At 60.0% G+C, this 12884-nt stretch carries 9 protein-coding genes; 3 read left to right on the top strand and 6 right to left on the bottom strand.

Annotated features, from left to right (window positions below; all coding sequences use genetic code 11):
- Together ABRP84_RS02695 and ABRP84_RS02690 are read right to left on the bottom strand one after the other, a co-directional pair.
- Positions 1 to 822 carry an SWIM zinc finger family protein gene (locus tag ABRP84_RS02695; RefSeq protein WP_349852623.1) on the bottom strand — a complete coding sequence of 274 codons (822 nt, stop codon included), beginning with the start codon at positions 820 to 822 and terminating at the stop codon, positions 1 to 3.
- Positions 823 to 826: 4 nt separating this feature from the next.
- Positions 827 to 3844 carry a DEAD/DEAH box helicase gene (locus tag ABRP84_RS02690; protein ID WP_502879773.1) on the bottom strand — a complete coding sequence of 1006 codons (3018 nt, stop codon included), beginning with the start codon at positions 3842 to 3844 and terminating at the stop codon, positions 827 to 829.
- A gap of 180 nt (positions 3845 to 4024) precedes the next feature.
- Between ABRP84_RS02690 and putP the strand changes: the two genes are divergently transcribed.
- Genes putP through ABRP84_RS02675 form a run of 3 tightly spaced genes read left to right on the top strand, consistent with a single transcriptional unit; the run spans position 4025 to position 6697 of the window.
- Positions 4025 to 5596, top strand: coding sequence for a sodium/proline symporter PutP (gene putP / locus ABRP84_RS02685; RefSeq protein ID WP_302521934.1), 1572 nt, complete (start codon positions 4025 to 4027; stop codon positions 5594 to 5596).
- 34 nt (positions 5597 to 5630) lie between these two features.
- Entirely contained in the window at positions 5631 to 6197 is a 567-nt protein-coding gene (locus ABRP84_RS02680) for an HNH endonuclease family protein (protein ID WP_502879772.1), read from the top strand.
- A 56-nt stretch (positions 6198 to 6253) separates the two neighbouring features.
- Entirely contained in the window at positions 6254 to 6697 is a 444-nt protein-coding gene (locus tag ABRP84_RS02675; protein ID WP_005280147.1) for a hypothetical protein, read from the top strand.
- Positions 6698 to 6705: 8 nt separating this feature from the next.
- Here ABRP84_RS02675 and ABRP84_RS02670 read toward each other — a convergent pair whose 3' ends face one another.
- The 4 genes from ABRP84_RS02670 to hutU form a co-directional block, all read right to left on the bottom strand.
- Positions 6706 to 7944 carry an HNH endonuclease signature motif containing protein gene (locus tag ABRP84_RS02670; RefSeq protein ID WP_349852620.1) on the bottom strand — a complete coding sequence of 413 codons (1239 nt, stop codon included), beginning with the start codon at positions 7942 to 7944 and terminating at the stop codon, positions 6706 to 6708.
- Positions 7945 to 8091: 147 nt separating this feature from the next.
- Positions 8092 to 9963 (bottom strand): DEAD/DEAH box helicase, encoded by a 1872-nt coding sequence (locus ABRP84_RS02665; protein ID WP_349852619.1) that lies wholly within the window; start codon positions 9961 to 9963, stop codon positions 8092 to 8094.
- Between the two features lie 46 nt (positions 9964 to 10009).
- Entirely contained in the window at positions 10010 to 11179 is a 1170-nt protein-coding gene (hutI, locus tag ABRP84_RS02660; RefSeq protein WP_349852618.1) for an imidazolonepropionase, read from the bottom strand.
- The gene (gene hutU, locus ABRP84_RS02655; protein WP_349852617.1) at positions 11180 to 12856 is read right to left on the bottom strand and encodes a urocanate hydratase; all 1677 of its coding nucleotides are present in this window, start codon (positions 12854 to 12856) and stop codon (positions 11180 to 11182) included. It lies immediately after the preceding gene.
- Positions 12857 to 12884: the final 28 nt, after the last annotated feature.

Raw genomic sequence — 12884 nt, 5'->3', positions numbered from 1 at the left:
TCAGTGCGTTAAGTGGTAGTAGAGGTCTTCAATATCGGACACGGCGCGCAAGAGATCAATATTGGTATGCGATACGGCTCGGAGGGCCTTGCGCAAAAGGTCTGGATCGGAATCTTCCAATGCTGGGGCCACCTTGGGGTGCGGCAGCTTGGGCATCTCGCGGCCATTCCAGAACACGTCGTTCTTTTCTTCCGCGGATAAATCGCTGGCCCCAAAGCTTTCGCGAGAGACCTGCTGCGATTGCTCCATGACGGCCTTTTCCAAGCGCGCAAAGTCCAGCCCGCGCATATTGAAAATCACGGCGGGATCCGCATCTGCGCGGGTGGCGAGCTTATCTCCCACCGCCACGATGTGCTTGCAGGTATAGGCAGAATCCGGACACGTGCAGGAAAGACGCAGATCTTCGGCGTCGCTGGCGAACAAGGTATCCAGCGCGTCCTCAGACAGCAGGCCCTTGCGCGCATTCGCTACGGAATTGGGCGTGCGCGCGAATTGGCCGGCGAGTGCCGCGATATCGTCATTATCGCGGTACGGCAGCTGGATGAGTACGGAAAACGGCTCGTTCTGGGAACCGGCCACGCGCCCATGGATGGCACCGTTACGGATCTCCAATCCCACGACGTGACCGCCTTCGGCGTACTGGCGACCGCGGGTAATCCGCCCCCGGTCCGCGTCATGGCTGGTAAAGGACGAAATCCGAGCAACGGTCTTGGACAACAGACGCCCGCTGCGGTCAACATGGTTGACCTCATCCGGGGTGCTCACGCGCTTGCGGGTACCAAAGTTTGCGTAGATGACATTGTCATCACCCTTGACGGCCATCCGCTTACTCCTTTCCCCGGTAACTCATGAGCTCTGCCAGCTGGTCCGGCTCCAGTTCCGTGAGCCAACCTTCGCCTTCGCCGACGACGGCACCAGCCAGCTGCGTCTTTCCATCCAAGATGTCTTGAATGGATTCTTCCAACGTGCCAGCGGTAATCATCTTATACACCTGCACGTTGCGGCGCTGACCGATGCGGAAGGCACGGTCGGTAGCCTGGTTTTCCACTGCGGGGTTCCACCAGCGGTCCATGTGCACCACGATCGATGCCGCGGTTAGGTTCAGGCCCGTGCCGCCTGCTTTGAGCGAAAGGATCATCGCCTGTGGGCCATCATCGGCCTGGAAATCCTCCACCATCTGGTCGCGTTTATTCTTGGTCACCCCGCCGTGTAGGAAGGGAATCTCATGGCCCAGTTGCCCGCTCAGGTAGGGTTGCAAGATATCACCGAAGGCCTTGTACTGAGTAAAGATCAGCAGGCGTTCGCCGGATTCGGTGGCGGCATCGACAATCCGCATCAGCTCCTTCACCTTGCCCGAGCGGTGCTTGCCCTTGATAACCACCGGCGAATCATCCCCCAGGTAGTGCGCTGGGTGATTGCAGATCTGTTTAATGCGGGTCAAAGAGGCCAAGACGATGCCGCGCTTGCTGATGCCCGTAGCATCCTCCAAGCTCTTCTTCACCTCATTGACCAGTGCCTTATACAAAGCCGCCTGCTCGGTGGTCATGGATACGGTAAAAATCTGCTCGGATTTTTCCGGCAGGTCATCGATGATATTGGGATCGGTCTTGACGCGGCGCAGGATGAGAGGTGCGGTCAGCGCGCGCAGGCGCTCAGACATCTCCTCATCGTTATTGCGCTCGATGGCCTTGGCAAAGTGATTGCGGAAGAACGACGCCGTGCCCAGGATCCCTGGGTTGCAAAAGTCCAAGATGGAGCGCATCTCCGATAGCCGGTTTTCCACCGGAGTACCGGTCAGCGCCACGCGGTGCTCAGAGGGCAGCGATCGCACCGCCTTGGAGGAACGCGTGGCCGAGTTCTTAATAGCCTGCGCTTCATCGAGGACCACACGCTGCCAGGACACCTCGCCCAAGAGGTTGAAATCCCGGCTCACGGTGCCGTACGTCGTAATGACCAGATCTGCTTTCGCGGCGGCCTCGAGGAACTTCTCCCCGCCCGGACGCCCCGCGCCGTGTTGCACCATGACCTTAAAATCCGGCACGAAGCGACGGGCCTCGCGGGCCCAATTGCCCACCACGGAGGTGGGTGCAACGACCAAGGTGGGCCCGGTCTGTTCACCGCGCTCCTTCTCCACCGCCAAAAGGGACAGTAGTTGGAGTGTTTTGCCGAGCCCCATGTCATCGGCAAGCACGGCGCCAATATTATTGCGCGACATCCAATACAGCCAGTCCACGCCCGTGCGCTGATACTCGCGCAGCTCCGCGTGGACGGTGTCCGGAATGTCCACGCGCTTAGGTGCGACCGTATCCATACCGCCAAGCAACGCGGTATGCCACGTGCTGCCGGTAAATTCGATCGGCTCTTGGGCCATCGACTCGAGCGCCAGTTCCCGCAGCTCCGCTACCGTTACCTGGTGCTCGCTCTTCTCATTGAACTCCGCGCGGCGACGCTCGACCTCCGCCATGAGCTGCTGCCAGCCCGGCTCACCTAGTTTCTTGGCCATCTCCGCCGATGCAGCCAGCTGCTCGAGCTCCTTCTTGGCGCGCTCGCGGGACTTATCCGCAAGCTCCTCCATATAAGAAGAAACCTTGGACACGACCTGGGTATCGGCCATGACCCACTTGCCGCGCAGCTGAATGAGCCCGGACTTGGAATTGACCAGCTCGTCCATCTCGGCTTCGGTAAGCTCCACATCGCCCACGGACATGCGCCAGTTATAGTCCACCAGCTGATTCATGCCGATGTGCTTCTTCGTGGCGGCCTCTGCCGGATCCCTGGCCTCGCGGGTTTCCAGCTTGGCCTTCGTATCCATCTGCGCCCACGATTTGGGCAGCATGACGGTAATGCCCCGCTTTTTCAGCTCGGGCACCTCGTGTGCAATAAACTGCGTGAACTGCTCCGTGTCCAGGTAGACATCCCAATCGCCGTCGCCAGGCTGGGGCATTTGCGTACTCTGGCCCAGGCTCGGCGCCGCATGCACGGCCTTGCGGTGGTTTTCGCGCAGCTTCTCGATGCTCGCCCTATCCAGCTCCTCCGCCGATACCGGCCGCGGCGAATCCGTTCCAGAGCGCACGCGCACCCGAATCGGCCACGCTGCATCTTCTGGATCCTGTTCTTCCGGTTCCTCCACGATGTAGACGAGTTGGAGTTCCACCTGGTAAATGGAATTTTTCCATTCATTGAGGCCACGCAGCAGTTGCGCGCGGCCGCGGCGGATGGGGGCCGTCGTCAGCAATGCGCGGGCGAAGTCGTGCCAAGGCATGGGCCGTGGTTCATTAAGTAGCGGCTGCAATTCCCGGTTGGCAATCCAATGCGTCAGTTCATCCGCTAGGTCATCCGAAAGGGCTCTATTATTTATGTGGAGAATCCCCGGTGCCGCAGCCATCATCTCTGCGAGCCAACCGCGCTCGCCCAAACCCGAGGCAAGCTGCCACATGGGAAACCACTCGTTGGCCTGGTACGCCAGCCGGAACGTCACCCTGCCCGCGCGGACAAACTTGCTCAGGCCACTATATGCGTGAATGAGCCAGTGCAGATCCGGGGCAATCGATGCCGGTGGATGATGGTCTAGGTATTCCAGCTGGGCTAGGGCTTCTACTGCTTCTTCTGGGGCAAACATGGCCATGGGCACCATGAGCGAGACGTCTTTGCCCTTTGGAGTCCGTAGTGATACGCGCGCCCGGTTCCGGAAGGATTTCTTAGCCAGGATGGCATCAATTGCCTGCGGAAACGTCCCTTCTGGCACGGCCGAAGGCATAACAATCTTGTGTCCTTCTACCTGCTCAATCCATAGACCAAGCCCCGAAACCGGCAGCCAAAGGCCATGCACAAGGTAAGAAGCCATAACGGTCAGCATAGCAGCCCTGTATAGTTTTGTTACAAGCTCGTTATATTCACGTCTTTACGCAGTTAGACGGTGAAAAAAATCACCGGAGATCTATGCCACAGCTGAATTTTAGCTTGGGTGAACCTTAAGTCACCGTTAACGTAAGAATGTCCGATAAATCACTACAAGGAGTGAAACGTGCAAGAATCAACTTGGTACGTCATTGCGATGATTGTGTACTTCCTCGTAATGGCAGCCATTGGCTACTGGAGCTACAAACAAACCGACGAATACGACGATTATGTTTTGGGCGGCCGTGGCCTGCACCCATTCGTAGCTGCTCTCTCCGCCGGCGCATCTGATATGTCCGGCTGGCTACTCATGGGCCTGCCTGGCGCGCTCTTCCTTTCCGGTTTTTCCGAGCTGTGGATGCCTATCGGCCTCCTTATCGGTGCATGGGCAAACTGGAAGTGGATTGCGCCGCGTCTGCGCGCTTACTCGGAGGTTGCGGGCGATTCCATTACGGTCCCCTCCTTCTTCGAGAACCGTCTGCGCGATAAGTCGCGCATGCTGCGTATTATCTCCGCAGTTATCATTATCTTCTTCTTTACCTTCTACGTCTCTTCCGGCATGGTCTCCGGTGGTCGTTACTTCGAGTCCACCTTCGGTGGCGACTACATCACCGGTATGTTGGTCATCGCCGCAGTGACCATTTTCTACACCTTCATCGGTGGCTTCTTGGCTGTGTCCTACACCGATGCTATGCAGGGCATGCTGATGTTCGTCGCCCTGCTGATCGTTCCAATCATGGCGCTTTTCGCTCTTGACGATGCCGGTGCGATTTTCTCCTTCGCTACCGAGAACAACTACGCTACCGACGGCGCACTCGAGCCAAACGATAACTACTTCTCTCTCTTCGCCGGTGTTTCCGCTGGTGTTATCGTTGGTAACGCCGCTTGGGGCTTGGGCTACTTTGGCCAGCCGCACATCATCGTGCGCTTCATGGCGCTGCGTAAGCCTTCCGACGCCAAGCAGGGCCGTTTCTACGGCATCACCTGGATGGGTCTTTCCGTCATCGGCGCTATCTTCGTTGCGCTTACCGGTACCGTGTACTTCACCCAGTTCGGTGAGACCATCACTGACCAAGAGAACTTCGAGACCATCTTCTTGGATATGGCTCAGGCCATGATGCACCCATTGCCTGCAGGTTTCGTCTTGACCGCAGTTCTTGCAGCGATCATGTCCACCATGTCCTCCCAGATGCTCGTGGTGTCCTCTTCCCTGATTGAGGACCTCTACCTCATCATCGCAAAGCGCAAGCCTTCCGAGGGCGTTCTGATTAACCTGTCCCGTACCGCCGTTGTGGCCATCGCGGTTATCGCCGCACTCCTGGCTATCAACCCGTCCGACTCCATTCTTGGCCTGGTCGGCTTCGCATGGGCTGGTTTCGGTTCCGCATTCGGTCCGCTGGTCATCCTGGCTCTGTACTGGAAGCGCCTCAACGCAACCGGTGCAATCGCCGGTATGGTTACCGGTGCAGTCGTCGCCATCGGTTGGGGCATGTCCCCGCTCGGCGATTCCCTCTACGAGATGGTTCCGGGCTTCTTCTCCGCACTCATCGTCACCGTTCTGGTCACCTTGGCTACCAAGCAGCCAGACCAGGAGGTCTTGGACGAGTTCGAGGAAGCCGAGAAGCTTGCCAAGCTCGTTGAGAAGGACGACTCCCTGGACTTCGAGGAAGCAGCAGAAAAGGTTTCCGATAACAAGTAGGAACCTTCCCGCATCTCGCGGAGTCCAATAGGACATGAAGTCCTATTATCTGGCCGCGATATCATGCATAACCGCTCTCGTTATCGCATGGTATGCGTGGCCTTTTCCGCGTTTTGATGTCTCCACCGTGCCATCCCGCGCGGAATTGCGGGGCTACGACCGCGACGAGTTTGGCAGCTGGCAGCCCAACGGCGCCTGCACCACGCGGGAGGCCATCATGGAGAACCAGGCCAGCGAGGCCTTCGCTGACTGCCGGCCGCAATCCGGCACGATCTATGACCCCTACGCGGGCGAGACGATTTCAGCCACCTCTCCCATTGAGGTCGACCACATCTTCCCTCTTTCTGCCGCCTTTGACATGGGTGCCGCAGAATGGGACCAAGACACCAAGAGGCGTTTTGCCAACGACCCCCTCAATTTAGTGGCGACCAGCCGTAAGCTCAATCAAGAAAAGTCCGATTCCCTCCCTTCCGAGTGGTTGCCGCCTGCCAACCGCTGCGATTACTCGCGGCGCCTCGCAAAAATCGCGCGCAAGTACGAGTTACCGTTGCCCCGCGCGGATGTCCGTGCAATGAGAAGGCAATGTCGGTTCGATTTCTAGCAGTTAAATTGATTAGGGTGAACAAGGCAACTTTTCTTAACTGAAGGGCATCCTCCATGACTACTTTGTTCATCTTCCTGCACGTGGCAGCGGCCATCGTTTTGCTCGGCCCCGTGTGCATTTCCACCTCCATCTACCAGACCCAGCTGCAGGGCGCAGCGCAGGGCGATAAGACGGCCCTCGGCGCCGCCCGCAACTTGCACAACATCACCAATACTTACGGCTACATTTCCGCCCTCGTGCCGGTCCTTGGCCTTGCAGTGTTCCTGTCTGATATCGAAACCTTCAAGAGCCAGGTCAATTTCCACATCGCCATCCTCGTGGCCATCATCGCGTGGTGCCTGCTCTTCTTCCTCATCCTCCCTAAGCAGCGCACGGCGCAGGCAGCCCTAGAATCCGGCGATACCGCCAACCTGGGCTCCATCAAGAAGTCCCTGTCCGCTTTCGGCGGCGTCTTCAACCTCCTGTGGATCATCTGCCTTATCCTGATGTACATCTAGGAAGCCATTTACTCTCCGGGGACAGTGTCATCGCTGTCCCCTTTTTCATGCGTGGACTCCTCTCTGAGCTCTTCTTTTAGTTGCTGCGCATCTGCGTGCGCATTCTCCCGCCGCTTCTGCGTGGCCTGCGCTACCGTCTGCGCCCACCTGCGGTTCTTCGGCGCCAGCGGTCCGCTCGCGGAGTCGTAGACCCACGTAGAGTCATCAAAAAGCCAGACGATGTCCCCGCTTATCGGGTCCTTGATATAAAACGCCCTCCCATCGATCTTAATATTGTGATGGTGCTGGCATAAGCAGGTGAGGTTTGCTGCCGAGGTCGGCCCGCCGTCTGCAAAGTCGTGCCGATGGTCCATCTGGGAAGCCACCGCCAGCCGCGTGCAGCCTGGCCACCGGCACGTGCCATCCAAGCCCTCTACAAACGCCCGGATATCTGGCGGCGTCACATAGTTAGGGCTCTCCGCCTGACCGGCCTTCTCCATATCCCTTGTCGCTGTCGCCCGAGCCTGTAGGTCATCCGCGGTCTCCGGGGATACCCAGCCTAAGTTCTGTACAAACGCGGGTGCATCCGGCAGGTCGCAGCGATACATATTCAACACGACCTTGGCCTTAGCCTGTGCTTTTCCAGTCAGCAGTTCCACTGCGGCCTCAGCCATCGTGAGGTCCTTGTCCGTAGCGATATCCCGAATATTGCGGTCGATTATCTCCGCGGTTTCTAACCCGACGTCCAGGCAAACCGCAGCCCACTCCCCGCCTGTAGGTTCAACGCTATAGGCTTGCTTGCGGCGCGGATCCCGCGCGGCAATAGAGGGATCGAGGCGCACAATGAGCTCGCGCAGCTTTCGGCGGAGATTGCGGTGCGAGGGCAGCTTTTGATTGGGACGGGTTGGGGTCAAGTAGTTGGTCAGGGCGTCATCGATAGTGAATTTCTTCTCCGCATCAATGGCGCCGAGTTTGGCTAGGGTTTGGTCAATCGTAATGAGTCGGTCTAAATCTAAATGGAAATGCTGTTCTTGCCGGGCGCGCAGCCTCGGCAGCTCCTTTAGCCGCTCGAAGGCGAAAATAATGTTTCTAATGCGGGACTGACGCGCCCCGGTTAAATCAGACAGCGATTGGCTAATAGTTTCGATATCATCGTCCGGGTCAGGATGAAGCCTTTCCCATAACTGGTATTCTGCCTTCCTAATCTCCGTAGCTGTACGGGAGGTAGGATTTTCAGGATTGGTATTGGCATAATATGGCGCATTCATGGACTTTCTTTCGGGAGATTTACTAGAACATGCTTTCGCCATACACCATACAAAACCGCCCCGACACGCTACCCCCGTTTATAGTAAAAGCGCAGGTCACAGGGCATGAAAAAAGGGCCTCTAAAAAGAGGCCCTTTGGAGGTTTAATTAGTCGCGGAAGCGACCACCATGTTTGCGTCCACCGCCGCCGCCATCACGGCGAGGCGGGCGACCGGTATCCTTCTGAATCTTGATGAGCTGGCCAGAAATCCGGGTATCCTTCAGGCGATCCAGCACAGCCGGGTCCATGTTCTTCGGAAGGTCCACGAGCGTGTGCCCCACCGCAATGGTGATGCGCCCGAAGTCCTTGGCGGAGAGGCCACCTTCGTTGGCGATAGCACCGACGATGGCACCTGGGCGGACATTCTGGCGCTTGCCGACGTCCAACCTGTACGTCTCAAAGTCACCATCCGGCCGCTTGGAACCGCCGCGGTTCTTGCCGCCGCCCTTGAAGTCGCGGTCGCGCTTGCGGTCATCGCGATCGCGGCGGTCCTTCTTTGGCTTGGGCAAAGGCTTGTCTTCCAATAGGAAGTTCTTGCCACCCTGGTGCATGACGGCCAAGGCCGCGGCGATGTCATCCATCGCGACGTCATTGTCTTCCGAGTACTTGCGCACCAAGTTGCGGAAGAAATCGGCCTGCTTGTTGTCCATGGACTGGGTAATGGCCTGCGCAAACTTTTCCTTGCGCTTCTCATTGACCTCATCGACGGAGGGCAGGTCCATCTCTTCGAGGCGAGCGTTGGTTACGCGCTCAATGGAGCGCAGCATGCGGCGCTCGCGCGGGGTGACGAACAGGATTGCCTCGCCGGAGCGGCCGGCACGGCCAGTACGGCCGATGCGGTGCACGTAGGACTCGGTATCGTTCGGGATGTCGAAGTTCACCACGTGGGTGATGCGCTCGACGTCGAGGCCACGAGCGGCGACGTCGGTAGCGACGAGGATGTCTAGGCGGCCATCCTTAAGCTGGTCGACGGTGCGCTCGCGCTGCGCCTGGGCGATGTCGCCGTTAATGGCAGCAGCGCTGTAACCGCGATCGCGCAAGGCCTCGGCCACCTCTTCGGTCTCATGCTTGGTGCGGCAGAAGACGATGATGGCGTCATAGGTAATGACCTCGAGGATGCGGGTAAAGGCATCCATCTTTGCGCGGTGCGGAATCAGCAAGAAGCGCTGCTTGATGTTGTCGTTGGTGCGACGCTCGGACTTAACGGTTACTTCCGCCGGGTTGTGCAGGTACTGCTTGGACAGACGGCGGATGGCGTTAGGCATGGTGGCGGAGAAAAGCGCCACCTGCTTGCGGTCCGGGGTGCTTTCCAGGATGCGCTCGACGTCTTCCTGGAAGCCCATGTTCAGCATCTCATCGGCCTCATCGAGGACGAGGAACTGCAGCTGGGACAGGTCAAGCGAGCCCTTCTCCAGGTGGTCGATGACGCGACCCGGGGTACCCACGATGACCTGGGCTCCGCGGCGCAGACCAGACAGCTGGATGCCGTAGGCCTGGCCACCGTAGATGGGAAGAACCTCGATGCCCTTGAGGGTTTCCGCGAAGGATTGGAAGGCGTCTGCAACCTGCAGGGCGAGCTCGCGGGTAGGCGCAAGGACGAGTGCCTGCGGGTGGCGCGCTTGCGGGTCAAGCTGGGACAAGACCGGCAGCGCGAAGGCTGCGGTCTTGCCGGTACCGGTCTGTGCAAGGCCCACGACGTCGCGGCCTTCCATCAGGATCGGGATGGTTTCTGCTTGGATGGGGGACGGCGTGGTGAAGCCTACTTTCGCAACAGCTTGCAGAATTTTATCTGGCAGGCCGAGGTGCTCGAACCCCTGGGAGTTGTCGTTGGCCGAGTCCTTGGACTCAGCGCCGGTGCCCTCAGAAGTATTCGCAGCCCTGGTGTCCTGGTTGACACCTTGCGATTTGTCCTGAGATTCCGACTTATTAAAATCTTCCGGCTCGTTTACGCCGCCGGTGGCGTTATCGGTAATGCTCATTGCTCGTCCAACCCTACGCGATACCGGCGGCAAACTCCATTCCTCGCTATACCCCCGCCACGAACGTGCGGTAGCTCAGCGGCATGCCCGGCCGGTAGGCCAAGTGCACCGCGCTAGGAGCATCGAGCACGTGCAGGTCAGCGGCAGCGCCCTCCACCAGGGTGCCCTTCGCGGGGCGGCCCTGCGGGTCGAGTCCGTTGCCCACATTATGGCGGCGCAACGCCGTGGCACCGCCGGTAGTGGCGGCGTGGATGGCCTCGTCGACGGATAGGTGCTGCTGCAGGACGGCCGTGGTCACGCAGTAGTTCATCGACGAGGTATAGGAGGTACCTGGGTTGAGGTTGGAGGCGATGGCGAGGGTGGCGCCGGCATCGAGAAGCGCACGGCCAGGCGCTAAGGGCTCGCGCGTGGAGAGATCGCAGGCTGGGAGCATGGTGGCTACGGTCTCGGATGCGGCGAGCTTTTCGATGTCACTATCGCTCAGATAGTTCACATGGTCCACCGAGGCGGCGCCAAGCTCGACCGCGAGGCTAACCCCCGGGCCCTCGCCAAGCTGGTTGCCGTGCACACGCAGGCCAAGGCCCAATTTTTTACCGGCTTCGAGAACGCGGCGCGACTGCTCTTCATTGAACGCGCCGCGCTCGCAGAAGACGTCGATCCACTGGACGTATTCGGCAACGCCGTCCAGCATCGGGCCGACGACCTCATCGAGGTAGTCTTCCGCATCCGCTCCCGGCGGCACGAGGTGGGCACCCAAGAACGTGACGTCATCGACGTGCTGGGATGCCACGCGCGCGGCTTCCACTTCAGATTCCGTGTTGAGGCCGTAGCCGGTCTTGGTCTCGAAGGTGGTGGTGCCACCGCGGCGGCCAGCGGCCACGCGCTCGGCGACGAGCTTATCCAAACGCTCCGCCCCCGCCTCCCGGGTGGCGTCCATGGTCACCGCGATGCCGCCGGCCTCGTAGGAACCGCCGGACATGCGGGCCTCGAACTCAGCGGAGCGGTCGCCGTCGAAGACCATGTGGGTGTGCGAATCCACCCAACCCGGCAGGACGGCACGCCCGCCTAGGTCCACCTGGTCATCGGCGGCGGGCGCCTGGGAGGCGGGGCCAATCCAGGCGATGGTGCCGTGGTCGGCGATGAGGGCGGCATCGTTAAGCGTGCCGTGCTCGCTGACCGTGCGGAGTTCTGAAATTCCGGTAAAAAGTGTGCTCATTTAATCCCTTGCCTTAAATTCCATGGGAACGCGAACGCCGCGTTCTTTGGCTACTTCCTCTGCGCGAGAGTACCCGGCATCGACGTGGCGGATAACGCCCATGCCTGGGTCATTGGTCAGCACGGCGCGCAGCTTGGCGGCGGCGAGATCGGTGCCATCGGCAACCGTGACCTGGCCGGCGTGGATGGAGCGGCCCATGCCCACTCCGCCGCCGTGGTGGAGGGAGACCCAGGTAGCGCCGGAAGATACGGCGGTCATGGCGTTGAGCAGCGGCCAGTCAGCGACGGCGTCGGTGCCATCGAGCATGGCTTCGGTCTCGCGGTACGGCGAGGCAACCGAGCCGGAATCGAGGTGGTCGCGGCCGATGACGATGGGGGCCTTGATCTTGCCCTCGCGCACGAGGTCATTGAAGAGCAGGCCGGCCTTGTGTCGCTCGTTGTAACCGAGCCAGCAGATGCGGGCGGGCAGACCCTCGAACTCGACGTATTCCTCGGCGGCGTCCAGCCAGTTGTGCAGGTGCTCGTTTTCTGGGAAGAGCTCCTTTAGGGCTTGGTCGGTGACCTTGATGTCCTCTGGATCGCCAGACAGCGCTGCCCAGCGGAATGGGCCCATTCCCTCGCAGAAGAGCGGGCGGATATAGGCGGGAACGAAGCCGGGGAATTCGAATGCGCGCTGGTAGCCGGCGTGGCGGGCCTCATCGCGGATGGAATTGCCGTAGTCAAAGACCTCGGCGCCCTCGTCCTGGAATTCCACCATCGCCTGGACCTGTGCGGCCATGGATTCGCGGGCCTTTTTGGTAAAGGTCGTGGGATCAGCCTTGGCCTCGGACTGCCAGTCATCCACGGTGATTTCGGTGGGCAGGTAGGACAGTGGGTCGTGCGCGGAGGTCTGGTCGGTGACGATGTCTACCTTGAACTCCCCGGCGCGCTGGCGGCGCAGCACCTCGGGGAAGACCTCGGCGGCATTGCCCACCAGGCCGACGGAAAGGGCCTTCTTGTTTTCCTTGGCATCGAGGACCAAGCGCAGGGCCTCGTCCAAATCGGTGACCACTTCATCGAGGTAGCGTTTGTGCTGGCGGCGGCGCAGGCGGTGCTCATCCACATCAACGATGAGCACCGCTCCCCCATTGAGCGTCACGGCGAGCGGTTGGGCACCGCCCATGCCGCCGCACCCACCGGTCAGGCTCAGGGTGCCGGCCAGACTGCCCTCGAAGCGCTTCTTGGCCACGGCTGCGAAGGTCTCGTAGGTGCCCTGCAGGATGCCCTGGGTGGCAATGTAGATCCAGGAACCGGCCGTCATCTGGCCGTACATCATCAAGCCCTCGTCCTCGAGCTTGCGGAAGTGTTCCCAGTTAGCCCAGTCGCCCACGAGGTTGGAGTTGGCGATGAGCACGCGCGGTGCCCATTCATTGGTCTTCCAGATGCCCACCGGCTTGCCGGATTGGACGAGGAGGGTTTCATCGCTTTCCAGGTCCTTCAGCGATTCCACAATGGCATCGAAGGCCTCCCAGCTACGTGCTGCGCGGCCGGTGCCGCCGTAGACCACGAGGTCCTCGGGGCGCTCTGCCACCTCTGGGTCGAGGTTATTCATCAGCATGCGCAATGGCGCTTCGGTTTGCCAGGATTTTGCGTTGAGTTCGGTGCCGCGGGGTGCGCGGACTTCGCGTGGTTCAGACATGGCTTCCTTTCGCTCGTGCTTATCGACG

The organism is Corynebacterium sp. KPL2861, from assembly GCF_040225475.1.
Lineage (GTDB): Bacteria > Actinomycetota > Actinomycetes > Mycobacteriales > Mycobacteriaceae > Corynebacterium.
The sequence above is the reverse complement of the archived record's forward strand: the minus strand, read 5'-3'. Positions and strand labels throughout refer to the sequence as shown.